This is a genomic window from Chitinimonas koreensis (genome assembly GCF_014353015.1).
Taxonomy (GTDB): domain Bacteria; phylum Pseudomonadota; class Gammaproteobacteria; order Burkholderiales; family Chitinimonadaceae; genus Chitinimonas; species Chitinimonas koreensis.
The window spans coordinates 5443728-5467784 of the sequence record NZ_CP060704.1; the positions used below are offsets into that span (position 1 = coordinate 5443728).

Sequence of the window (24057 nt, forward strand, 5' to 3'; positions counted from 1 at the left end):
GTTCAATCCAGTTCGAAGCGGAAACTGCGCTCTCCGGCAGGGACTCCGCGCGCATAGCTCAGTTCGGTCATGCCGACGGTGCGCCGGCCCAGCCGCAGCACGGTCGAGGCGCGGGTGCCGTAGTCGGGCGTGCGGATCAGCGCCGCCGACAGCGCGCGCTCCCACTCGAGCGGCACGCCGGTGGCCGGCAGCCGCTCGTCCGGCGCGATGGCCGGGTCGGCCAGCAGCGCGAACAGCGCCGCGTCGTCGTCGGCCTCGATCGCGAGGCCGGCCTTGAGCGCCTCGACCTTGGGCCAGGGCGTGTCGAAGGCCGCGTTCGACACCGCGTGCACGCCGGTGTCGAAGCGCAGCACGCGGTCGGCGCGGCTCTCGTAGCCGAGCAGTTCGCGGCCGTCGTACAGCAGCAGGTTGAAACCATTGTAGGCCGCCGCCGGCCGCAGCCCGGCCAGGTAGTCGGCCGCGCCTGTCGAGCCTGCCAGGAAGCCGGCCACCAGCGCGCCGCGCGACGGCGCGCCGGGCTTGATGTCGCGCGGGTCGCGGTAATTGGTCAGCGCGGCGAAGCGGCCGTCGCGCGTCACGCCCATCCAGCTGCCGCCGGCCTGCAGGTCGCGGCCGGCCAGGATGCGGCCGTCGGGCCACCAGGCGAGCGGCGCAGCCGGCCGGGCGTAGAACTCGTCGCGGTTGGCCGCCACCAGCAGCGGCGTGTCCGTGTCGGGCTGCCAGCGGAAGGCGATCAGGCACATCAGGCCAGCAGCCCGTAGAGCATGCGGCTGGCCAGCACGATCAGCAGCGCGGCGAAGCACTTCTTCAGCGTCGCCACCGGCAATCGGTGCGCCACCGCGGCGCCGGACGGCGCGGTCAGCACGCTGGCCAGCACGATGCCGGCCAGCGCCGGCAGGTAGACGAAGCCGAGGCTGCCGGCCGGCAGCCCCGCCACGCCCGCGCCGTTGGCGGCATAGCCGACCAGGCCGGCCAGCGCGATCGGCAGGCCCAGCGCCGCCGAGGTGCCGACCGCACGCTGCATCGGCACGTTGCACCAGCTCATGAACGGCACCGATAGCGAGCCGCCGCCGATGCCGACGAAGCTCGACACTGCGCCGATCGCACCGCCGGCCGTGCTCAGCCCGGCCAGGCCCGGCAACTGGCGCGTCGGCCGCGGCTTGAAGCCCGACAGCATCTGCGCGGCCACCAGGTAGGCGAACACCACGAAGAACCACTTCAGGCCCACCGAGGGCAGCCGCGCCGCCAGCCAGGAGCCGGCCAGCGTGCCGATGACGAGGCCGCCGGCCATGCCGCGCACGGTCGACCAGTCGACCGCGCCCTTGCGGTGGTGCGCGCGCAGGCTGGAGATCGAGGTGAACACGATGCTGGCCAGCGAGGTGCCGAGCGCGATGTGCAAGATGTGCTGCTGCGGGAAACCGCCCGCCTCGAACACCGCCACCAGCGTCGGCACGATGATCAGCCCGCCGCCGACGCCGAGCAGGCCGGCCAGGAAGCCGGCGGCGCAGCCGATGGCGAGGAAGGCCGCGATCGCCGCCAGCGTCATGCCGGCTCCCCGATCAGCCGCATCACCGTGCGCCAGTGCGCCGGCGACACCGGCGTGATCGACAGCCGGTTGCCGCGCGCCAGCACCTGCATGCCCTCGAGCTCGGGCGTGGCGCGCATCTGCGCCAGCGTGAGGTAAGCGGTCTTCTTCGCCAGCCGCACGTCGACCTGCTGCCAGCGCGGCGTCTCGCGGGTCGACTTGGGATCGTAGTAACGATGGTCCGGGTCGAACTGGGTCGGGTCCGGATAGGGCCGGAGCAGATCTCGACGATGCCGGCCACGCCGGGCTCCTTGCAGCCCGAGTGGTAGAACAGCGCCAGGTCGCCGCGCTGCATCTGGTCGCGCATGAAGTTGCGTGCCTGGTAGTTGCGCACGCCGTCCCAGCCGATGGTCCGGTCGGGCAGCGCGGCGAGATCGTCGATGCCGAGCACGTCGGGCTCGGCCTTCATCAGCCAGTAGCGCATGGTCCTGTTCTCCTCGGGTTCTTCGTCTTCAGTCGGCCCGCCTGGCATAGCGCTCGGCCAGGATCGAGCATACGAACAGCTGCAGCTGGTGATAGAACATGATCGGCAGCACGATCAGCCCCAGCGCCGGGTGCGCGCCGAACAGCAGCTTGGCCATCGGCACGCCCGAGGCCAGCGTCTTCTTCGAGCCGCAGAACACCGTCACGATCTCGTCCTCGACCGCGAAGCCCAGCGCCCGGGCCGCCCGCCGCGTCAGCCACAGCACCACGGCCAGGATCAGGCCGGCACCGAGCAGAGTCTGCAACAGGATGGCCGGGCCGTAGCGCGTCCACAGCCCGGAGGCGACCGAATCGCTGAACGAGTTGAGCACCAGCAGCAGGATCACGGTCTTGTCGAAGGCGCCGGTATAGCGCTTGTAGCGGCCGAACCAGGCGCCGAACGCCGGCCGCAGCGCCTGGCCCAGCATCAGCGGCAACAGCAGCAGGGTGGCGAGCTTGAGCACCGCATCGCCCAGCGGCAGCTGGCCGGACGCGGTGGCCACCAGGCTCACCAGGAGCGGCGTGAGCACGATGCCGAGCAGGCTCGACAGCGAGGCGTTGAAGATGGCGGCCGCCACGTTGCCGCGCGCAGCGCCCGTCATCGCCACCGAGGAGGAGATGGTCGAAGGCAGTGCGCACAGGTAGAGGAAGCCGAGCAGCAGGCCGGCCGGCAGCCAGTGGCCGAACAGCGCGGCGAAGCCGAAGTACAGCAGCGGGAACACGGCGAAGGTGAAGCCCTGCACCAGGAGATGCAGGCGCCAGCGCAGCAGGCCGGCCTTCATGCGCTCGGTCGACAGGCCGATGCCGTGCAGGAAGAACACCAGGAAGATGCCGGCATCGGCGGCCTGGTCGAGCCGCAGCCAGCCGCCGCTCCTGCCGAGCGAGGGCAGGAAACTGGCCAGCAGCACCGCGGCGATCATGCCGCGCATAAACCAGTCGCTCAGCAAGAGACGCAAGCGGTTCGGCATGGGAAGCGCAGAAACGGTCGGGAGCCGCAGTTTCCCACCCGTCCGCGGCCGCGGGTGATTTATATTTGGCCAGGACGGCCAACGCCCGCCGGAGACTGCACGTGTCCGCATCGCCCGCCTCATCCAGATCGATCCCCTACGCGCTCGGCGCCGAACTCGCCGCGGCGCCGGCGGCGTTCGTCGCGGCGGCCTGCACCGGTTCGGTCGCGCTGCTCGCCGTCGCGCTGCAGGCAACCGCCGCCAGCGCCGGCCTCGGCCTGCTGCAGTGGAGCCGCCACGCGGCCGACCGGTCGGCCGCCGCCGCGCGCCAGGCCTGGGCCGGCGTCGCCGCGGTGCTGCTGTACGGCATGGGCGGCCTCGCCGCGCTGTACGAGGGTGCACACAAGCTGGGCCAGCCCGAACAGATGGAAGCGCCGTGGATCGCGCTCGGCGCGCTGCTGTTCGCGCTGCCGGCGCTGGCCGCCGCGCTGTGGCGCTGCCTGCGCGAGCGCGGCGAAATCGCCGCCGAGGCGGGACGGCGGTTGTGGACCTGGCGCCTGATCCTGGGCCAGTTGCTGGCGTCGTGCGCCGGCCTGCTGCTCGCGCTGGCCGCCGTGGCCTTGGCCGGCGTCGGCGAAAATCCGCTGTTCGATGCGCTCGGCGGCCTCGCGCTCGGTCCGCTGCTGATCGGCACGGCGATCGGCTGCGGCGCCGAGCTGGCCAGCGCCGCGCGCAGCGAGCGGATCGAACCGCGCCTGCGCGAGGCGATCGCGGCCTGGCTGGCCGGCGACCCGGCCGTGGCCGGACTCGAGCGGCTGGTGGTGATGCGTATCGACGGTCTGCTGGTGGTGGCGGCGGAACTGCGCTGGCGGCTCGCGGCAGCGGTCGAGCGGCCGCAGGCGGCACTGCGGATCGAGACAGCGCTGAAGGCCGCCTTCGGCCAGGTCGACGCGGTCTACCTGGCCGGCGACGTCGACGAAGCGGCTACGGCCGCGGCGGACGCGGCCGATACAGCGCCGTCTCGCTGATCACCGCGTCGAGCGGCGCATCGTGCGGCTCGCGCGGGATGCGCTCGACGCGCTGGCATTCGAAGCCCACGCCGATCAGCCGCGGCTTCTTCCAGGCCTGCCGGCCGGCGCGGAAGGCGAAGGTGGTGTCGTAGTAGCCACCGCCCTGCCCCAGCCGGCCGCCGTCGGCATCGAAACCCACCAGCGGCACGAACACCACGTCGAGCCGATTCGCCGGCAATTGGCGGGGCGAATGGTATTCGGCGATGCCGTAGCGGTTGCACCGCCAGCGGCCGCGCGGATCGTCGAGCGCGGCGAAGCGCATGCGGCGGCCGCGCCGCGGCACCAGCGGCAGGTAGAGCCGCACGCCGCGGCGGCGCGCCAGCTCGATCAGCGGCGCCAGCGACAATTCGGCGCCGAGCGCCCAATAGGCCGCCACCCGGCGGCCGCGCCGCAGCCAGGGCCGCGCACGGCGCGCCACCATGGCCTCGGCGGCTTCGCGCAGCGCGGGTGCCAATGCCTTGCGCCGCCGGCGCAGTTCCTTACGCAGGGCGGCCTTGTCGGTCATGGATGTCGGATCGGAATGATCGAGGAAAGTGCGGGGAGGGGGATCCCCGCGGGCGCCGTCCCGGCTCACATCTTGAACCTAACGGTTCAAGTGGTCGCAAGCGGCACGCCTTCAGGTGCATCGGATGAACGATGCGCGCAACGGGCGCGGCCAGCCATACAACCCGGTTCAATATATTGGTTCAAAGAATATCGAGCCGGAACGAACGCCGCAGGGAAACTTTGAAAGCGGCACAGCGGAAAAACGGTCTGCGAAACTCAGAACAACTGCTGCTGTTCCTTCAATGCATCCTCGACCGTCTGCTGCATGCGGCCGATTCTACGCCGAAAGTCCGCCACGTCCAAACCGCCCGTGACGCGGGTGTTCATGAACTCGTGGGCGATGTTGAGCGCGGCCATGATGGCGACCTTGTCGATGCCCATCACATTGCCGCTGTCGCGGATCTCGCGCATCTTGCGGTCGACGAAGCCGACCGCCTCCAGCAGCGCATCTTCCTCGTCGACCGGGCAGGCCACGCGGAATTCGCGGCCCATGATGGTCACGTCGAGCTGCTTCGTCTCGCTCATCGCGCTTGCTCCTGCTCGTCTTCGTCCTCATCGGGCAGCCGGGCGATCAGCGCCTCGACGCGGACCTTCGCCACCTCGACCTTGTCGGTCAGACGACGGTTGTCGTTCTTCAGCACCAGCACTTCCTGGCGCAGCTCGATGTTCTCGCGGCGCAGCTGCCGGCACAGCATGGCCAGCGAGCCGATGCGGTCTTCGAGGGTCTGGAGGTCTGCTTCCATTGGCGATCGGGCGGTTGGTTGGTTCGGCCGATTCTAAGAGCCTGCCGTGGAGCTGGCTACTTCTACCGGCAGTTCAGCCGCCGCGCAGCGCGTCGAGCCGCAGGCACAGCGCTTCGCCGGCGGCCAGGATGCGCGAGGTGGGCCGGCCCAGCGTGTCGGCGTCGACCGCCAGCAGCGCCGGCCGGCCGGGCAGCGTGCGCCAGCGCGCCAGCCAGCCCTCGGCGACCGCCGGCGTGGCCAGCGCGACGATGGCGCGCGGCCGCGCCGCCGCCAGCGCCTCGACCGACATCAGCGGCACCGCGGCGCGCTCGGCGCCGAACGGGTTGCGGGTGTTGCAGGCGCGGAAGGCGGCGGCGACGAACTGGCGGTCGTTCACCGTCATGGCCGGCGCGTCACCGACCTGCGGCACCACCGATAGCGGCGTCGACTGGCGGTAGCGCCGTTCGAGCGCGGCCCAGCCGGTCTCGAAACGCGCGGCGCGCCGCTCGGCCTCGGCCGCCTGGCCGCTCAGCGTACCGAGCGCGCGCAGCGTGGCCGGGATCGCGGCGACGTCGCCGGGCTGGCTGGCGAACACCGGGATGCCGAGCGCGCGCAGCCGGCGGGTGGCCGCACCGGCCTGCGGGCCTTCCCAGGCGACCACCAGGTCGGGCTTGAGCGCGACGATGGCCTCGACGTTGAAGGCGCCGTACAGGCCGACCGCCGGCAACTTCGCCGCGGCGGCCGGGTAGTCGCTGGCGCCGTCGCGGCCGACCAGCCGGTCGCCGGCGCCGATCTCGTACAAGAGCTCGGTGGCGTGCGGGCTCAGGCTGACGATGCGGCGCGCCGGCGCGGCCAGCTTCACCGCCTGGCCGGCGTCGTCGCGCGCCTCGACGGCGGCCGGCGCCGGCAGGGCCAGCAGCAGGGCGAGCAGAGCGCGCATCACGACGCCGTCTCGTCGCCCGCCGCGTCGGCGGCATCGGCGTCGTCTTCGCCGAGGTCCAGGTCGAGCGCGTCGTTCGGCCGCTCGAGCGAGATGCGGCCCAGCGTGGCGGCGCGGAAATCGGTCAGGATGCGCTCGGCGGTCTTCTGGCCGTCGATGCGGTTGCCCGGCAGCACGTAGCCCATGGCGCGGCCGGCCTGCTCGAACAGCACGTCGCCGGGCTGGGTCAGGTCGGCCAGCCGGTAGCGGGTGCGGATCGCATCGGAGTAGTGCAGCGCCAGCCAGCCCATCGCATACCAGGCCACGTCCTCGGCGTCGAAGGCGTTGCGGCCGATGGTGCCGGACAGCGCGAGCTTGTAGCCGTCGTTGTTCGACATGATCTTGGGCCACATCATGCCGGGGGTGTCGACCAGCACGGTGCCGTCGGGCAGCTCGATGCGCTGCTGGGTCTGGGTCACGCCCGGGGTGTCGGCGACCTTGGCGAGCTTGCGCTTGGCCAGCGCGTTGATCAGCGTCGACTTGCCGACGTTGGGCACGCCCAGGATCATCGCCCGCACCGGCTTCTCGCCGCCGGTGCGGTGCGGCACCAGCTCGCGGCACAGCTTGAGCAGCTTGCCGGCGTCGCGCGACTTGCCGCCCTCGTCGAGCGTGATCACCGCGGTATCGGGCTGCTGGCGGAAGTGGCGCACCCAGGCCGCCGTCACGTCCGGGTCGGCCAGGTCGGCCTTGTTGAGCACCTTGAGGCTGGGCCGCTGGCGGTGCAGCCGCAGTTCATGGATCAGCGGGTTGGTGGTGATGCGCGGCAGGCGGGCGTCGAGCACCTCGATCACCATGTCGACCTTCGCCATGGTCTCGGCGATCTGCTTCTTCGCCTTGTTCATATGGCCGGGGAACCATTGGATCGCCATGTCGGGACTCGCTGTCGGAAAGGGCGCGGATTATACAGGGGCGACGAAAGCGCCGATAAATCAATACAATATCGGCCTTTGCAACTTTTCGCGCGCGGCGGGCTCAATGCGCCATCGCTTCAACCGCGGCACGCAGCAGGCATTCGCATGAAACCCATCGTCAAAATCGGCATCGCCGCGGCGCTCGCGGCCGCCATCGGCACCATCGTGCTGGTCGGCAATTCGGCCCAGGCCGAGGCGCCCGCCGTGCAGTACACCTCGATCAAGGGCCAGCAGACCAGCCAGGCGGCGCTCAAGGGCAAGGTCGTGCTGGTGAATTTCTGGGCCACCAGCTGCACCGGCTGCATGGCCGAGATGCCCAAGCTGGTCGACACCCACCGCAAGTACGCCAAGCAGGGCTTCGAGACCGTCGCGGTGGCGATGAGCTACGACCCGCCCAACTACGTGGCGGCCTATACAGAGAAGGCCCAGCTGCCGTTCTTCGTGGCGCTCGACGTCGACGGCGGCATCGCCCGCCGCTTCGGCGAGGTGCAGCTGACGCCGACCACCTTCCTGATCGACAAGCACGGCCGCATCGTCCAGCGCTACCTGGGCGAGCCCGATTTCAACCAGCTGCATGCGCTGATCGAGGAAAAGCTCAAGGAAGCCTGAGCCCCGCGGAGGTTTTATATATGATCCGGACGAACGGCCGCCTCGCGCGGCCGTTCGGTTTTTGCGGCGCGACATACGGCGAACTATGCTGATGCCATGCCTTCCAAGCGGCAGTGGGTGCGCTGCGCGGCAAGGCTTGGGCAAGCCGCGCGAATGGCGCACGGTGATTCGACTTCTCGGAGTGGTGTGATGATTTCTTGGAAAAACCATTTTCTGTACCAGATCGATTACCAGCATTGGGCCAACGACAAGCTGTTCGAGAGCTGCGACATGCTGTCCGACGAGGCGCGCAAGCGCGACGCCGGGCTGTTCTTCAAAAGCATCCACGGCACCGCCAACCACCTCCTGGTGACCAACCTGCTGTGGTTCGCCCGCCTGCGCGGCGACCACGTCGACCTGCGGCCCGACCAGCAGGTGCATGACGACTGGCGCGAGCTGAAGCTGGCGCTCAAGCAGACCGTGCGGCAGACCCAGCACTGGCTGCAGGCGCAGCCGCACGAATTCTTCGAGGGCGAATTGCGCTACCGCATCGCCTCGGGCGTCGAGCATTCGAACTGGGTGCACGACGTGCTCACCCATTTCGTCACCCACTATGCCCACCACCGCGGCCAGATCGCCGGCATCGCCACCCAGCTCGGCGCGCCGATCCCCGAGATGGACTACATCGGCTACCGGCGCGACATGCAGGACAGCCTGGCCAATCTGCGGCAGGCGGCCAATGGTTGACCGAAGCTGAATGCCGCCCGGGCGCCCCGGCCGGGCCTGGAAACGACGACGCCACCCCGAGGGGTGGCGTCGTTCTTTTGCGAGCTGCGCTGCGCGTGGCCAGGCATTCGTAGGAGCGGCTTCAGCCGCGAATGGTGGTTCGAGCACCGAACGCCATTCGCGGCTGAAGCCGCTCCTACAGGGCCGCGGCCAGCTTACAGCCGGATCGCGGCCGGCTTGGCCGCCACCGGCGCCGGGGTGGCCGTGCCCTGGTACTGCTTGAGCTTGGCATCCCAGTCGCGCTTCACCGTCTCGTAGGCCGCCAGCTTGATGTGGCCGTAGCCGCGCACCTGCTGGATCAGCCCGACGATGTCGGCCGCCGATTGCAGCTTGTCGGCGTCGAGGCCGGCCAGCAGCGTGTCGAGGCCCTGTTCGAATTCGCCGATCAGGCGGCGTTCCATCTTGCGGTCCTCGGCGTAGCCGAACACGTCGAGCGCGCTGCCGCGCAGGCCCTTCATCTTCGCCAGTACGCCGAAGGCGCCCATCACCCAGCCGCCGAGCTTGAACTTCTTGGCCTGGCCGTTCTTGGCCAGCCATTGCAGCCAGGTCGGGCCGAGGCTGAAGTTCAGCGTGTAGCTGCCGTCGAACTGCTCGGCCAATTGCTTCCTGAACTCGCCGTCGGTGTACAGCCGCGCCACTTCGTACTCGTCCTTGTAGGCCAGCACCTTGAAGTAGGCGCGTGCGGCGGCCCAGCTCAAGAGCTCGGACTCGGGCGCCACGCGGCGCTCGGCCTGGCGCACCTTGTCGACCAGCGCGGCGTAGCGCGCGGCGTAGGCGGCGTCCTGGTACTGGGTCAGGTCGGCGACGCGGCGGGCGACGAACTCGTCGAGCGTCTGGCTGGCCAGCTTGATCGCCTCGCGTACCTGCGGGAAGGCGATCTTCTCGACGCGGATACGGTCGTGCGCGGCGTGGCGGCCCCAGACGAAGGCCTGCTTGTTCATCTCGACCGCGGCGCCGTTGAGCTCGATCGCCTGCATGATGGCCGGCTCGCTGAGCGGGATCAGGCCGCGCTGCCAGGCGAAGCCGAGCATGAACATATTGGTCGCGATCGAATCGCCCATCAGCGCGGTGGCGATCTGGGTGGCGTCGACGGTGTCGAAGTGGCCGTCGCCGACCGCCTGTTTCACCGTGTCGAGCATCGAGCGCGCCGGGAACTTCATGTCCGGGTTCTTGGTGATGTCGCCGGTGGCCGCTTCGTAGCCGTTCAGCACCGCGAAGGTATGGTCGCGCCGCATCTTGGCCAGGCAGTCGTTGGTGGCGGTCACCACCATGTCGCAGCCGAGCACCACGTTGGCGTCGCCGGCGGCGATGCGCACCGCGTGCAGCTTCGATTGCTCCGAGGCGAAGCGCAGGTGGGTGGTCACGGCGCCGCCCTTCTGGGCCAGGCCGGTCTGGTCGAGCACGGTGGCGCCGATGCCGTCGATGCGCGCGGCCACGCCGAGCACGCCGCCGATCGTCACCACGCCGGTGCCGCCCACGCCGGTGACCAGCACGCCCCAGGGGTGGTCGAGGCTCGGCAGCCTCGGCGACGGCAGCTCGGGCAGGCCGGCGAACGCTTCCTTGCCCAGCTTGCTGCGCTTGGGCTTCACCTCGCCCTCGAGCGTGACGAAGCTCGGGCAGTAGCCCTTGAGGCAACTGAAGTCCTTGTTGCAGCTCGACTGGTCGATCTTGCGCTTGCGGCCGTACTCGGTCTCGACCGGGATCACCGACAGGCAGTTGGACTGCTTGGAGCAGTCGCCGCAGCCCTCGCAGACGCGCTCGTTGATGAACACCCGGCGCGGCGGGTCGATCATCTTGCCGCGCTTGCGGCGGCGGCGCTTCTCGGCGGCGCAGGTCTGGTCGTGGATCAGGATGGTGACGCCGGGGGTGTCGCGCAGCTGCTTCTGGATCTCCATCAACTCGTCGCGGTGATGGATGGTGATGCCGGCCGCGAGGCCCTGCACGCCCTGGTACTTCTCCGGCTCGTCGGTGGTGATGACGATCTTGTTGACGCCCTCGGCCTCGAGCTGGCGCGTCAGCATCGGCACCGTCAGCGTGCCGTCGACCGCCTGGCCGCCGGTCATCGCCACTGCGTCGTTGTAGAGCAGCTTGTAGGTGATGTGCAGCTTGGCGGCGATGGCCTGGCGGATGGCCAGGATGCCGGAGTGGAAATAGGTGCCGTCGCCGAGGTTGACGAACACGTGCCGGGTATCGGTGAACGGCTGGATGCCGGCCCAGGTGACGCCCTCGCCGCCCATCTGGCTGAACATCTTGGTGCCCGGCGTGACCCACATCGCCATGTAGTGGCAGCCGATGCCGGCCAGCGCCATCGAGCCCTCGGGCAGCTTGGTCGAGGTGTTGTGCGGGCAACCCGAGCAGAAGTAGGGCTGGCGCAGGATGATGTCGCGCGGCTTCTTCAGCGCGTTTTCCTTCTCGTCGAGGAACTTGAGCCGCTCCTCGATGATGGGGCTGGTGTAGAAGCGGGCGATGCGGCTGGCGATCACGCGGGCGATCATGGCCGGCGTCAGCTCGCCGGCGGCCGGCAGCAGCCACTGGCCCTCGGGCAGCGTCCACTCGCCCTTCTCGTCGAACTTGCCGATCACGCGCGGGCGGACTTCTTCCTTCCAGTTGTACAGCTGCTCCTTGAGCTGGTACTCGAGCACCTGGCGCTTCTCTTCGACCACCAGGATCTCGTCCAGGCCCTCGGCGAAGTGGTGCGTGCCTTCGCTCTCGAGCGGCCAGGTCAGGCCGACCTTGAAGATGCGCAGGCCGATGTCGGCCGCCAGCTGCTGGTCGATGCCGAGGTCGTCGAGCGCCTGCATCACGTCGAGGTAGCTCTTGCCGGCGGTCATGATGCCCAGCCGCGGCTTGGGCGAATCGACCACGATCTTGTTCAGGCCGTTGGCGCGCACGTAGGCCAGCACGGCGTACAGCTTCTGGTGCAGGAGGCGCTCTTCCTGCACCAGCGGCGGATCGGGCCAACGGATGTTGAGGCCGCCCTCGGGCATGTTGAAGTCGGTCGGGATCTTGATCTGCACGCGGTCCGGATCGACGTCGACGATGGCCGACGATTCGACCGTGTCGGAGATCGCCTTGAGCGTGACCCAGCAGCCCGAGTAGCGGCTCATGGCCCAGCCGTGGATGCCGAAGTCGAGGAATTCCTGCACGCCGGCCGGATTGAGCACCGGCACCATGAAGGCGTCGAAGGCGTGGTCGGTCTGGTGCGGCAGGGTGGACGACTTGGCGGCGTGGTCGTCGCCGGCGATCAGCAGCACGCCGCCGAGCGGCGAGGAGCCGGCGGCGTTGCCGTGGCGGATCACGTCACCGGAGCGGTCGACGCCCGGGCCCTTGCCGTACCACATGGCGAACACGCCGTCATACTTGGCGCCGGGGAACAGGCCGACCTGCTGCGAACCCCACACGGCGGTCGCGCCGAGATCCTCGTTCACGCCGGGCGTGAAGACGATCTTGTGCGGTTCGAGGAATTTCTTGGCGCGGAACAGCTCCTGATCCAACCCGCCCAGCGGCGAGCCGCGGTAGCCGGAGATGAAGCCGGCGGTGTTGAAACCGGCGGCCTGGTCGCGCTGTTGCTGAAGCATGGGAAGCCGGACGAGCGCTTGCGTACCGGTCATGAACACCCGACCGGAAGCCAGGGTGTACTTGTCGTCCAGGGAAATCATTTTTCCCATGATGTCTCCTTCTTCGTGGCTGGCAGCCGCGGCCATGTGGGGCGGCGGGGCGTGGCTAACTCCGTTGTAGCTTGTGGCCGGACGGAGCGAGGGGGCATTTTTCGCCCTGTTGTGGGCGCGCATTCTAGGCGCTTTCCAGAGCAATTGCTCGGGTTATTTGACGTTAACGTCAATTGGCTTGCGCACCACATCAAGCAACTGCTTGATTGACTACTTACTACTTAGTAAGTATCTTGCCGATCAAAGACTTGGCGGCTTCGCTCTTCCTCCCCTTCAAGGGGAGGGTCGGGGTGGGGATGGGGTTCATCGACAGAGGCTTTCGTGTCTGCCCGTGCAGCAACCCCATCCTCCACCCGGCCGCCCCTTCGAGGGGAGGAGCGGTCCGTACGCAGGTCATGGAGACAACCGAATGAGCCTCGAAACCACGCTGGACGTCCACGCCGCCGACGGCTACCCGCTGGCCGCCCGCCTCTACCGGCCGCAGGGCACGGCCAAGGGTGTCGTCCTGCTGGTTTCGGCCATGGGGGTGCCGCAAAGTTTCTATGCCCCGCTGGCGCGCTGGCTGGCCGCCCGGGCTGGGCCGCGCTGAGCTTCGACTATCGCGGCATGGGCGATTCGCGCCGCGGCCCGCTGAAGGCGCTCGATGTCGACCTGATCGGCTGGGCGCAGCGCGACTGCGCCGCGCTGGTCGAGGCGGCGCGGCTGCAGGCGCCGGGCAAGCCGCTGCTGTGGATCGGCCACAGCCTGGGCGGCCAGCTGCCGGGCCTCACGCCGAACATCGGCCGGGTCGACCGCATCGTCACCGTCGCCGCCGGCAGCGGCTACTGGCTGGAGAACGCCTGGCCGCTCAAGCGCCGCGCCTGGCTGTTCTGGTTCGTGTTCGCGCCGATCCTCACCCCGCTGTTCGGCTACTTCCCCGGCAAGCGGCTCGGCATGGTGGGCGACCTGCCGGCCGGCGTGATGCGGCAGTGGCGGCGCTGGTGCCTGCACCGCGACTACGCGGTCGGCGTCGAGGGCCAGGCGGTCGCGCAGGGTTTCGCCGCGGTGCGCGCGCCGGTGCTGGCGCTGGGCATCGAGGACGACGAGATGATGTCGCGCCGCAATACCGAATCGCTGCACGGCCTCTACCGCGGCGCCGCCGTCGCGCTGCGGCGGGTGGCGCCGGCCGAGCACGGCCTCGCCCGCATCGGCCACTTCGGCTTCTTCCGCAAGGAACACGCGACCACGCTGTGGCCGCGGCTGATCGGGCCGGAGCTGGCGGCGCTGGAGGCCGAGGCGCCGAAGCCGGTCGAATCGCCGGCGGAAGCCGCCACATCCGCCCTGCCCTAGGTCGGGATTTACTCCCGACAGCGCCCTGAATCGATATCGCGGTCGGGAATGAATCCCGACCTACGCCGGTTGCCAGCCGGTAAGTCGGCATGAATTCCGACCTACGAAAGCCCCCCGGCCAGCCGCCCGCGCGGCGCTGGGCTAACTTGATCTGAACTGATCTGAACGACCGAAAACACCCGCCGGCCACGTCCCGGTGCAACCATCCCCGTCCTGGAGAGTTCTTCATGCCGCATCCGCGCTACCCCAACCTGCTCGCCCCGCTCGACCTCGGCTTCACCACGCTCAAGAACCGCGTGCTGATGGGCTCGATGCACACCGGCCTCGAGGAATCGCCCAACGGCTTCGAGCGCATGGCCGCCTTCTACGCCGAGCGCGCCGCCGGCGGCGTCGGCCTGATCGTGACCGGCGGCGTGGCGCCGAACGAGGCCGGCCGCGTCTACGAGGGCGGCGCCATGCTGCACGATGCCGCCGAGGTGGCGCACCACCGCATCGTCACCGACGCGGTGCACGCCGCCGGCGGCAAGATCTGCCTGCAGGTGCTGCATACCGGCCGCTACAGCTTCCAGCCCAAGCCGGTCGCGCCGTCGCCGATCATCTCGCCGATCGCCTTCTACGAGCCGATCGAGATGAGCGAGGAGCAGATCCTGGCCACCATCGCCGACTTCGCCCGCTGCGCGGTGCTGGCCAAGGAAGCCGGCTACGACGGCGTCGAGGTGATGGGCAGCGAGGGCTACCTGATCAACCAGTTCATCGCCGAGAAGACCAACAAGCGCACCGACCGCTGGGGCGGCAGCTACCAGAACCGCATCCGGTTCCCGATCGAATCGGTGAAGGCGGTGCGCGAAGCGGTCGGCACCGACTTCATCATCATCTACCGGCTGTCGATGCTCGACCTGGTCGACAACGGCTCGGTGCTCGACGAGACCATCGAGCTGGCGCAGGCGGTCGAGGCGGCCGGCGCCACCATCATCAACACCGGCATCGGCTGGCACGAGGCGCGCATCCCGACCATCGCCACCATGGTGCCGCGCGCCGGCTTCACCTGGGTGACCCGCAAGCTCAAGGGCAAGGTCGGCATCCCGCTGGTCACCACCAACCGCATCAACATGCCCGACGTGGCCGAGGAAGTGCTGGCCCGCGGCGACGCCGACATGATCTCGATGGCGCGGCCCTTCCTGGCCGACAGCGACTGGGTGAAGAAGGCCGAGGAGGACCGCGCGCTCGACATCAACACCTGCATCGGCTGCAACCAGGCCTGCCTCGACCATATCTTCCAGGCCAAGATGACCAGCTGCCTGGTCAACCCGCGCGCCTGCCACGAGACCGAGCTCAACTACACGCCCACGGCGCAGAAGAAGCGGCTGGCGGTGATCGGCGCCGGCCCGGCCGGCATGGCCTTCGCCTCGGTCGCCGCCGAGCGCGGCCACAGCGTGACGCTGTACGAGGCGTCCGGCGAGATCGGCGGCCAGTTCAACGTCGCCAAGCAGATCCCGGGCAAGGAGGAATTCCACGAGACGCTGCGCTACTTCAAGCGCCGGCTCGACCAGACCGGCGTCAAGGTGCGGCTCAACCACCGCGCGGTGGCGGCCGAGCTGGAGGATTTCGACGAAGTGATCCTGGCCACCGGCATCGCCCCGCGCCGGGTCGACATCCCCGGCATCGACCATCCCAAGGTGATGAACTACCTCGACGTGCTCAAGCACAAGAAGCCGGTCGGCCAGCGCGTGGCCATCATCGGCGCCGGCGGCATCGGCTTCGACACCGCCGAATACCTGACCACCGAGGGCGTGCCGACCAGCCTCGACGTCGACGGCTTCCTCAAGGAATGGGGCATCGACAAGACGCTGACCGAGAAGGGCGGCCTGGCGCCGCAGGGCCCGCAGCCGCACGGCTCGCCGCGCCAGGTGTGGCTGCTGCAGCGCAAGAGCAGCAAGGTCGGCGACGGCCTGGGCAAGACCACTGGCTGGATCCATCGCCAGAGCCTGAAGATGAAGCAGGTGGAGATGCTGTCGTCGGTGCAGTACGAGCTGATCGACGACGCCGGCCTGCACGTCAGCATCAAGGGCAAGCCGGCCCTGCTGCCGGTCGACAACGTGATCGTCTGCGCCGGCCAGGAGCCGCTGCGCGAGCTGGAAGCGGCGCTGAAGGCAGCCGGCAAGCCGGTGCACCTGATCGGCGGCGCCGACGTGGCGGCGGAGCTCGACGCCAAGCGGGCGATCAACCAGGGATCGCGGCTGGCGGCGGTGATCTGACGCTGCGGCCGGTTCTTCCGGCAGCGGATCGACCATGGAACGCGGGCTTCGGCCCGCGTTTCGCATTGGGCATCGGCTATCCAAACCGTAGCCCATGTGCTACACAACTTGCATGGTCGAGATACGTCAAACGGACGGTTACGCCCACTGGTTCGCAGGACTGCGGGATCGCACGGCACGCGCCCGGATCGACATCCGCATCCGCCGCCTGTCGCTCGACAACCCCGGCGACGTCAAACCCGTAGGCGGCGGCGTATCCGAGCTTCGCATCGACCGTGGGCCGGGCTATCGCATCTACTTCGTCCGGCGCGGCGACACGCTCGTCGTCCTGCTGGCCGGCGGCGGCAAGTCCACGCAGGAACAGGACATCCGGAACGCGCTCGAACTGGCCCGTTCGATCTGAGGAGACTCGCATGGCAGACACTGCAACCCGCGCCTGGGACCCGGCGGAACACCTCGATAGCGAAGAAGATATGGCGGCCTATCTCGAGGCCGCCCTCGAAGACGGCGACCCGGCCCTGGTCACCGCCGCCTTGGGCGATATCGCCCGCGCCAAGGGCATGACCCGCATCGCGCGCGAGGCCGGTCTGAGCCGCGAAAGCCTGTACAAGGCGCTTTCGCCCAACGGCAACCCGGAGCTGGCGACGATCCTGAAGGTCGTCTCCGTGCTCGGCCTGCGGCTGCACGCTACCCCCGCACCGGCGAAGCTACCGGGATAGGGCGTCCGATCCTTCGTAGAAGACCTGCGATCAATCCTCTCGTCCGGTCCAGCCGCAGCCCGGTTACCTGGTTTAACCCTCATTCGGCACCGCCCGCCGTCCGGTTTTCTCACCATCTGCCGATACCTCCAGGCACGACGGCATCCGCCGTCGCGCCCACCCGAAAGCCCGCCGCCATGACCACACCCGCGCCGACCCCGACCTTCCCCAGCTGGACCTTCGACATCCCCGCCGACGTCGCCAAGCTGGGCTTTCAGCTCGCCATCTACGGCCAGGACCCGGACAGCCTCGGCTGGCTCTACTGGGACGCCACGACCGGCGCCTACGTCGCCTTCGCCGACACCGACAGCGGCCAGGACACCACGCCGCTGATCGACGCCACGCCGACCCAAGCGGGCGGCTACCCGGATGGCGCCAGCTACGCGGTGACGCTGGCGGCCAGCCAGTACATCCAGTCGGGCGTGGTGGCGATGTTCATCGGCGGCTCCAGCGGCGTCCCGGTCTCGTCCGGCGTGCCGGCCTCGCCGACCACCTCGACCAATCCGGCCGACCTCTACAGCCTGTTCGAATTCAGCTACCTGCCGGCCGCGGGCAGCAGCACGCCGACGCTGGACATCGACATCTCCAACGTCGACCAGCTCGGCTTCACCTACACCGTGACCAGCAGCAGCGCGCCCTTCCCGCTGACCGAGGTCGGCAGCTCGGTCGCGCAGCAGACCGTGTTCAGCCGGTTCGCCACCGCCTTCCCGGCCGGCCACGCCTTCAACGAATGCGTGGTCTACGGCCAGGAAAACGTCGGCGGCACCGCGACCCAGCTGCGCCTGCTGGCGCCGCAGGACGTGCTGCAGGCCATCATGCCGCCGCTGGCGCCGAGCTACCTGGCGCCGACCGGCGCGCCGTCCTCGACCGAGCCGTTCGCCGACAGCACCTACTTCTACCTGGTGTCGGAAACCTCGCCCTCGGGCGAGACCGCGCCGAACGCCGGCGGCCTCTTCGGCGGCTTCCTGCTGAGCAGCACCGGCCAGCCGCAGGCGGCCAGCATCGCCATCGGCTGGCAGAGCGGCGGCACCCCGGTCGCCTACGTGCCGACCAATCCGAGCGCCACCGGGCTCAACCTCTACCGCGCCTCCGGCCCCGCCGCCGACGCCGGCACCACGCCGCCGAGCGCGCCGAGCGACGGCTACGGCCTGCTGGCCAGCCTGAGCATCGCCGACTGGAACGCACAGACCGGCTACGTCTACCTCGACAGCAGCACCCGCATCGGCAGCCAGGCGCCCAAGACCTCGTCCTACGGCTTCAGCGCGCTGTCGACCTGGTTCGACCAGCCGCTGCAGGCGTTCTTCACCCACTACGCGACGAATACCTTCGCGCTCTACCAGTACAACCAGGGCGGCGGTTCCGGCGGCACCCTATGGACCGGCACCGTGCTCGACGTCGTGCCGCAGCAGGGCCAGGCGATCAGCAGCCAGCAATACATCGACGAGACCGGCACGGCGCAGTCGATCGCCGCGACCTGGCAGTGGGGCGACGGCACGCAGACCTACAAGGTGCTGCAACTGGTCGGCAACGCCTACGACCCGGACGACTGGGCGAGCACCGACCTGAAGGGCCAGTCCGGCCTCAGCCAGGGCGAATACCAGGGCGCCGTGGTGAACCTGTATTTCCCCTACTTCGCCGGCAACACCGGCCTCGGCTCGATGACGCTGCCCGACGGCACGATCTACACCCCGCCGCCGGCGCCGGACTGGCTGAACAACGCGGTCAACGGCCCGAGCCAGATGGTGTTCGGCTGCGCCGGCACCTTCGCCACGCCGAACGCCCCGGACGCGATCGCCCAGCAGGCCGGCGGCGCCAATGCCGTGCTGGCGGCCAATGCGCTGACCAATCTGCAGAACGTGATCGTCTCGGCGCTCAACCGCGGCGTCGCCACCGGCTACGGCTTCGCGCTCGGGCCGCAGCAGTACACCTGCCCGATCGGCTTCTCGGCCGCACCCGCATCCGCCGCGCAGGCCGGCGCCATCCCGACCGGCAGCTACACCTACCACCTCTCGGCCACGCTGAACGACGGCAGCGAGACCGCGCTGTCGTGGCCGCAGACGATCGCGCTCACCGGGCCGTCGACGGTCGTCCTGAGCTGGCTGCCGCAGCCCGCCGCGCTCTACCAGCAGGCCAACGTCTACCGCCAGGCCGGCACCGGCACCATCGAGCTGGTCGGCACGGTCGCCAATACCACGACGTCGCAGGCGACCGGCTTCACCGACGCCAACGTGGCGGTCACCCAGCCAACCAACGGCGCACCGTATCGCTTCTACCCGGACTGGAACGATGCATCGGGCGCGGACTACGTGCCGTCCAACCTGTTCGCGGCCTTCCTGCACCAGAACCTGAGCGCGGACAGCACGGCCGGGATCAGCCTCAATGGGCTGGTGTATGGCTATCCGTTCGACGACCAGGGTAGTTTCTCGACCAACATCAATTACGGGACGGCGATTCCGAGCGGGATCACGTTCCAGGTCACCTCGCTGAGCTGAAATAGGCGGGCGGCTCCGGTCGGCTGGGGCTGCCCGCTCGAGCTCGCCCCCCTACTCCCGCTCGAATATCCAACCAGCACCCGCCGCCGAGCCGGGAAGCAGGTAGCATCACAGCCAGTTCTTATTGCGCATTCCAGTTTGGCAACTTGAATCGAACGCAGCGACGCTCAGCATATGCGGCGGGCATCTTTAAAATAAACGCCAGGAAATTTCATGATTCGGCCACTGATCCTTGTGCTTGCACTTTCGATTTCTTGCCATGCAGCCGACGAGAAAGTGGAAGATCGACCGATCCGCATCGATCAAACCGACCGGGATATGAACAGCGCCATCGCCAAAGCCCGATCGACGCTGGACGATTTCCTGAAACTGGCCGATCACCCGCCCGCCGGCAGTTCGGGATTCAAGGTCAAGGTCATGTTCCGCGACCGGAACGGTACGGAACATTTCTGGGTGACGCCCTTCAAGCGATACGCCGATCGCTTCGCCGGCGTCGTCGCCAACGAGCCATCGGTGGTGACCTCGGTCGAACTCGGCAAGGTCTATCCGTTCACCCGGGATCAGATCACCGATTGGGGTTATGAAAAAAATGGCAAACAGATCGGCAGCTACACAGTTTGCGTGCTGTTCAAGAAAATGCCTGCGGATGAAGTCGCGCGCTATAAGAAGGACCACGGTTTCGAATGCAGGGATCAATGAATCTTCACCCAATCGGACGGCAATAGCAGATGGTGAAACACGCGTCCTCCGCCTGTCGTATCGAATTGATTCGATTGCATGACCAACCGTAGTGCTGCGGTGACCATTGGGCATCAACTCATTCGGCCCAGCCTGCATGCCGGACCGATGCTGACGGTGCCGCGGCAAGGCAATGTCCAATCGAATATGCAGACGATATGAAATCGCTACCAACCGCCGCCATGGCTTCGCAAGGCATAGACCGGGAAACGATCGCCATGCAAGCCCACCGGCGCTATTCGGCCGCGCTGGCGAACGACACGAAATGGGATGCCCTGATCGACCATTCCGCGCCCAGACGAACTGGTGTCCTTCGTATCGCTGGAAATGGCTGAACGGCCATATCTCGGGATGGGACACCGAGTGGTTCCATCACCTGCCGTTTCCCTTCGTCGGCGTCGAATGGTTCGACATCGGCCCGCATGAGTATCGGCAGGAAGGCCGCCTGCTGCCGCCGCAGCGGATCGATCATTCCGCGGCCATCCTGGGCAAGCTGACCGAGCTTGGTTTCGAATTCGAGGCCAAAGGCGACATTGCCAGGATCTGGGGCTATCTCCCCAAGACCTTCGAGGACTTTCCGCCAGCCGATCCTGAGCGGGATCAAGCCTGAAATCCGGATCGAACCGGACTCGACGTCTCCGCCACGATCCCGGTCATCGGGACGGTTTCCTCCGCACCTATTTCCCGGCCTGGCGCCGACATCGATGCAAACCGTCATCCCGCAGCTCCGCATGACCGAGGCTGCGCGCAACCTGGCCTTTTACATCGAAGGCCTCGGCTTCGCCATCGACTGGGAGCACCGCTGCGCCCCTGAGGCCAGCGCGTTCCTACGGTCAACACTGCACGCCGCCTCGGCAGACCGCGCGCGCACCATCCGTCGCTTCCCGCCCCCAGCTGTTACTTCTCGCCCTGGCAAGGCGCTAACCCGCTACCTATCTTGATCCATGGCTGCGAGCAGCCTCGGCTGTTACCGTGCTCCACGTGAAGCGAAGCCCGATGGCGGCCTGCATGCGCGGGGCACGACCCGGCCCAACGGTGCTCCGCGATAATCCGTCGGCCCGCCCCGCCCACACCTACGATTCGAATAAACCATCAGGGAGCACAACAACTATGCAGCGGACGCTCAAACCCACCCTCTCCGCCCTCGCGCTCTGCCTCGGCGCCGCCTCCACGCTCCACGCCGCCGAACTGCAGATGCCGCCGACCATGCAGCCCGACAAGCACGGCTGGCGCCACCTGACCGCAACCAGCGGCAGCTACGGCATCGTCAACGGCCCGTCGGCCATCGCCACCCGCAGCTACGTGCCGGCCGGCGAGACGCTGCTGGTCGGCCCCACCGTGCGCGCCAGGCCGGGCGAGAAGGTGAAGATCCGCTACGTCAACGCGCTGCGGTACTCGGTCTCGCAGGGCGACGCCTACATGAGCGACACCGTGCCGCACGGTTTCGACGTGATCAACCTGCATGCCCACGGCCTGCACGTGAGCCCCAGGGGCCACAGCGACAACGTACTGGTCAACCTGCTGCCGCAGGACACGCCTTCGGCCGGCATGGAGGCCTGCAAGCACAGTACCCATCACGACGTCGACCACCCGCACCTGTGCGTGAAGGGCACCTTCGACTACGAGTACAAGATTCCGAGGAACCATCCGGCCGGCACCTACTGGTACCACCCGCACAAGCACGGCGCGGTGTCGCTGCACCTGGGCAGCGGCATGGCCGGCGCCTTCATCATCGAGGACGACAAGCACGGCATCGACAGCCTGCCGGCGGTGAAGGCCGCCAAGGCGGCCGGCGGCGAGAAGGTGCTGGTGCTGCAGGAGATCACTTACGCCGCCACCAGCAGCAGCACGGCCGATCCTGCCTATGCGGTGAACTGCCTGTCGTCCTACGGCCCCGGCAATCCGCCGCTGTGCGTCTACCCCGGCGGCAGCACGCCGGCGGCCAACACCGGCAACATCAACGCCAAGCTCGCGGTCAACGGCCAGTACGACGCCACCATCACCATGGCGCCGGGCGAGGCGCAGCTGTGGCGGGTGGTCAACGCCACGGTCGGCAACGTCCAGCCGATGTGCCTGGTGCCGGTCGGCCAGCAGGCCGCGGCGGCGCCGACGCTCTACGCGCTGGCCGCCGACGGCGTGCCGATCCAGCAGCCGGCGGCCAGCCTCGCCGCCGGCGCCCTGCCCTTCGTGGTCGGCGCGCCGGTCCCGATCCTGACGCCGGGCACGCCGGCCGCCTCCACCGGCGTGGTCAACAACGAATTGCTGTTCCTGGCCGCCGGCCAGCGGCTGGACCTGATGGTGCAGGCGCCGACCCAGCCGGGCCAGTACGCGCTGCTGCAACCGGACCCGGCCAATCCGCCCGCCATCGGCGGCCTGTGCCAGCCGGCCACCCAGCCGATCCCGGAGACCCAGCTGGTGCTCTACGTGAACGTGGTGCAGCCGAGCGGCGGCGCGACGGTGAACACCGCGGTGCCGACCCAGGCCGAGCTGAACACGCTGCGCGTGCCCAAGATGCTGGCCGGCGCCCGCGACGTGCCGGCCGGCCCGACCCAGGGCGTGGTCTACGGCTTCACCAGCAGCACTTACGCCTCGGGCATCGGCGGCGCCTCGGTCATCAACGGCCGGCCGTTCAACGCCCAGCGCGTGCAGCGCAAGCTCAAGCTGGACCAGATGGACCTGTGGGGCGTGCAGAGCGCGGCCGACACCCACATGTTCCACATCCACATCAACCCGTTCCAGATCGTGAAGCGCGGCACGGTCGACTATGCGTTCCCGGTCTGGCGCGACACGGCGCTGATCAACTGCGCGCCGACGGCCGAGCAGAACGGCTCGAACTGCACCTTCCCGGGCGGGCTGACCAATACCTCCAGCAGCGGCAGCATCAGCAACAATTACGGCGAAGTGCTGCAGTTCCTGAGCCGGGCTGTCGACTTCACCGGGCCGATGGTCATGCATTGCCACAATGTGGGGCACGAGGACAATGGGATGATGGAGTTGGTGGAGCTCGTGAAGTAACCGGCATCGAACGCTCGAGCCCGGCGGCGGTGCACACCGGGCTCGCCGCCGATTGATCTCAGGCCAGCTGCACCGCCGCAGCCCCACCCACCCGCCGCCGCAACCACCGATTAGCCGGCTCCGCAAACCCTCGCGCCACCAAACCCGCCACCAGCAGCGAAACCGCCAGATAACCCAGCAGCAGCACCAACTTGATCTCCGGCGCCACCGCCGCCCGCGGCAAGTAATCGCGCAGTACGCCCAGCACCACGATATGGAACAGGTAGAGCTCGTAGCTGTGCCGGCCCATCCAGCGCAAGCCGCGGGCCGGCAGGCTGCCGAGCCAGCGGCCGGCCGGGCCGTCGGCCGGTGCGAACAGCAGCAGCACCGCCGTGCCGGCCGCCACCTGGCTGAAGCCCCACACCTCGTGGCCGCCGATGCCGCGCCAGAAGCTGAAGCCGATCAGCCCGGCCGCGGCCCATTGCAGCGCCCGGCCTGCCGAGGCCGGCAGCCGTAGCGCCGGCGCCAGCACGGCCGCCGCGATGCCCAGCGCGATGGCGTCGAAGCAGGCCCAGTAGCCGTACATGTAGAAGATCTCGTTGTCGGCATGGCGGGCGCGGTACCACGGGCCGACCGCCACCAGCACCAGGCAGGCCGCCAGCAGCCAGCGGCGCCGGCGCAGCAGCAGGCAGGCCAGCGGGAAGCCGAGGTAGAACATCTCCTCCACCGACAGCGACCAGTACACGTTCAGCGCGTAGTTGAAATAGCCGGCGTCCTGCATCAGCAGGTTGTGCCAGAAGGTCAGCACCGACGGGATCGCCACCCAGAAGTAGCCCAGCGGCAGGCCGGACCCGCCGTCGCCGTTGCCGAAGGAAGGCAGGCCGGCGCAGGCCAGCGCCACGATCAGGACCAGCGCCAGCAGCAGCGGCGGCAGGATGCGCGCCGCGCGCCGCAGGTAGAAGGCGCCCGGTGCGACCGCGGCCGGGCTGCCCCAGCGGCGCAGCGCATGGTCGGTGATCAGGAAGCCGGAAATCGCGAAGAACATGGTGACGCCGTAGTTGCCGTTCCACAGCAGCGCGTCGAGCAGACCGGCCGGCAGCCAGGCGGCCAGCGGGCTGGCGTTCAGCCGGTAGCTCAGGTTGAAGTGCAGCAGCAGCACCGCCAGGATGGCGATGCCGCGCAGCAGGTCGATGCGGGCGTTGCGCTGCGTCATCGTCTTCCTACGGG

22 protein-coding genes, 1 other RNA gene and 1 pseudogene are annotated in these 24057 nt (G+C 68.7%); 12 read left to right on the plus strand and 12 right to left on the minus strand.

Going from position 1 to position 24057, the window contains the following annotated elements:
• Positions 1–2: 2 nt before the first annotated feature.
• From H9L41_RS23190 to H9L41_RS23205, 4 genes and pseudogenes are all read right to left on the minus strand, one after another.
• The gene (locus tag H9L41_RS23190; RefSeq protein WP_028447438.1) at positions 3–743 is read right to left on the minus strand and encodes an NRDE family protein; all 741 of its coding nucleotides are present in this window, start codon (positions 741–743) and stop codon (positions 3–5) included.
• Positions 743–1546, minus strand: a complete 804-nt coding sequence (locus tag H9L41_RS23195; protein WP_034607735.1) for a sulfite exporter TauE/SafE family protein — start codon at positions 1544–1546, stop codon at positions 743–745. Before H9L41_RS23195 ends, H9L41_RS23190 begins: the two co-directional genes overlap by 1 nt.
• Positions 1543–2057 (minus strand): annotated as a pseudogene (locus tag H9L41_RS23200) (EVE domain-containing protein). The gene H9L41_RS23195 and the pseudogene H9L41_RS23200 overlap by 4 nt, the downstream one beginning before the upstream one ends.
• On the minus strand, positions 2038–3015 hold the full coding sequence (locus H9L41_RS23205) for a bile acid:sodium symporter family protein (protein WP_028447435.1): 978 nt from the start codon (positions 3013–3015) through the stop codon (positions 2038–2040). Before H9L41_RS23205 ends, H9L41_RS23200 begins: the two are co-directional and overlap by 20 nt.
• 101 nt (positions 3016–3116) lie before the next feature.
• Here H9L41_RS23205 and H9L41_RS23210 point away from each other — a divergent pair, with 101 nt between their 5' ends.
• Positions 3117–4022, plus strand: a complete 906-nt coding sequence (locus tag H9L41_RS23210; protein ID WP_028447434.1) for a cation efflux transmembrane domain-containing protein — start codon at positions 3117–3119, stop codon at positions 4020–4022.
• Here H9L41_RS23210 and H9L41_RS23215 read toward each other — a convergent pair.
• From H9L41_RS23215 to ylqF, 6 genes are all read right to left on the minus strand, one after another.
• Entirely contained in the window at positions 3979–4569 is a 591-nt protein-coding gene (locus tag H9L41_RS23215; RefSeq protein ID WP_028447433.1) for a 5-formyltetrahydrofolate cyclo-ligase, read from the minus strand. The genes H9L41_RS23210 and H9L41_RS23215 overlap by 44 nt on opposite strands.
• Positions 4570–4608: 39 nt before the next feature.
• Positions 4609–4789, minus strand: a non-coding RNA gene (ssrS, locus tag H9L41_RS23220) — 6S RNA.
• Between the two features lie 37 nt (positions 4790–4826).
• Positions 4827–5135 carry a cell division protein ZapA gene (locus tag H9L41_RS23225; protein WP_028447432.1) on the minus strand — a complete coding sequence of 103 codons (309 nt, stop codon included), beginning with the start codon at positions 5133–5135 and terminating at the stop codon, positions 4827–4829.
• Positions 5132–5353, minus strand: coding sequence for a hypothetical protein (locus H9L41_RS23230; RefSeq protein ID WP_028447431.1), 222 nt, complete (start codon positions 5351–5353; stop codon positions 5132–5134). Before H9L41_RS23230 ends, H9L41_RS23225 begins: the two co-directional genes overlap by 4 nt.
• A gap of 73 nt (positions 5354–5426) precedes the next feature.
• A complete protein-coding gene (locus tag H9L41_RS23235) occupies positions 5427–6272 on the minus strand; it encodes a helical backbone metal receptor (RefSeq protein WP_028447430.1) in 846 nt (281 codons plus the stop codon).
• Positions 6272–7180, minus strand: a complete 909-nt coding sequence (gene ylqF / locus H9L41_RS23240; RefSeq protein WP_028447429.1) for a ribosome biogenesis GTPase YlqF — start codon at positions 7178–7180, stop codon at positions 6272–6274. The genes H9L41_RS23235 and ylqF overlap by 1 nt, the downstream gene beginning before the upstream one ends.
• A gap of 147 nt (positions 7181–7327) precedes the next feature.
• Between ylqF and H9L41_RS23245 the strand changes: the two genes are divergently transcribed.
• Together H9L41_RS23245 and H9L41_RS23250 are read left to right on the plus strand one after the other, a co-directional pair.
• Positions 7328–7831 (plus strand): peroxiredoxin family protein, encoded by a 504-nt coding sequence (locus H9L41_RS23245; protein WP_028447428.1) that lies wholly within the window; start codon positions 7328–7330, stop codon positions 7829–7831.
• 189 nt (positions 7832–8020) lie between these two features.
• Entirely contained in the window at positions 8021–8557 is a 537-nt protein-coding gene (locus tag H9L41_RS23250; RefSeq protein WP_034607733.1) for a DinB family protein, read from the plus strand.
• A gap of 194 nt (positions 8558–8751) precedes the next feature.
• Here H9L41_RS23250 and H9L41_RS23255 read toward each other — a convergent pair whose 3' ends face one another.
• Positions 8752–12300, minus strand: coding sequence for an indolepyruvate ferredoxin oxidoreductase family protein (locus H9L41_RS23255; protein WP_211236914.1), 3549 nt, complete (start codon positions 12298–12300; stop codon positions 8752–8754).
• Between the two features lie 285 nt (positions 12301–12585).
• On the opposite strand from H9L41_RS23255, the gene H9L41_RS23260 reads away from it, so the two are divergent.
• The 9 genes from H9L41_RS23260 to H9L41_RS23300 all read left to right on the plus strand — a co-directional run bounded on the left by H9L41_RS23260 (position 12586) and on the right by H9L41_RS23300 (position 22851).
• A complete protein-coding gene (locus H9L41_RS23260; protein ID WP_373282079.1) occupies positions 12586–13593 on the plus strand; it encodes an alpha/beta hydrolase family protein in 1008 nt (335 codons plus the stop codon).
• A 227-nt stretch (positions 13594–13820) separates the two neighbouring features.
• Positions 13821–15848 carry an NADPH-dependent 2,4-dienoyl-CoA reductase gene (locus H9L41_RS23265; protein WP_028447425.1) on the plus strand — a complete coding sequence of 676 codons (2028 nt, stop codon included), beginning with the start codon at positions 13821–13823 and terminating at the stop codon, positions 15846–15848.
• A 112-nt stretch (positions 15849–15960) separates the two neighbouring features.
• Positions 15961–16251: a type II toxin-antitoxin system RelE/ParE family toxin gene (locus tag H9L41_RS23270; protein ID WP_028447424.1), complete on the plus strand. Its 291-nt coding sequence runs from the start codon at positions 15961–15963 to the stop codon at positions 16249–16251.
• A gap of 10 nt (positions 16252–16261) precedes the next feature.
• On the plus strand, positions 16262–16567 hold the full coding sequence (locus H9L41_RS23275) for an addiction module antidote protein (protein WP_028447423.1): 306 nt from the start codon (positions 16262–16264) through the stop codon (positions 16565–16567).
• A gap of 176 nt (positions 16568–16743) precedes the next feature.
• Positions 16744–19098: a hypothetical protein gene (locus tag H9L41_RS23280; protein WP_028447422.1), complete on the plus strand. Its 2355-nt coding sequence runs from the start codon at positions 16744–16746 to the stop codon at positions 19096–19098.
• Between the two features lie 213 nt (positions 19099–19311).
• A complete protein-coding gene (locus H9L41_RS23285; protein ID WP_028447421.1) occupies positions 19312–19797 on the plus strand; it encodes a YegJ family protein in 486 nt (161 codons plus the stop codon).
• A gap of 304 nt (positions 19798–20101) precedes the next feature.
• Entirely contained in the window at positions 20102–20446 is a 345-nt protein-coding gene (locus H9L41_RS23290) for a DUF6678 family protein (RefSeq protein WP_245589242.1), read from the plus strand.
• Between the two features lie 94 nt (positions 20447–20540).
• Positions 20541–20777: a glyoxalase superfamily protein gene (locus H9L41_RS23295; protein ID WP_157462090.1), complete on the plus strand. Its 237-nt coding sequence runs from the start codon at positions 20541–20543 to the stop codon at positions 20775–20777.
• Between the two features lie 169 nt (positions 20778–20946).
• Entirely contained in the window at positions 20947–22851 is a 1905-nt protein-coding gene (locus H9L41_RS23300) for a multicopper oxidase family protein (protein WP_051319286.1), read from the plus strand.
• A 58-nt stretch (positions 22852–22909) separates the two neighbouring features.
• Here the strand turns inward: H9L41_RS23300 and H9L41_RS23305 are convergent, their stop codons facing one another.
• Positions 22910–24043 (minus strand): acyltransferase family protein, encoded by a 1134-nt coding sequence (locus H9L41_RS23305; RefSeq protein WP_034607728.1) that lies wholly within the window; start codon positions 24041–24043, stop codon positions 22910–22912.
• Between the last annotated feature and the right edge of the window lie 14 nt (positions 24044–24057).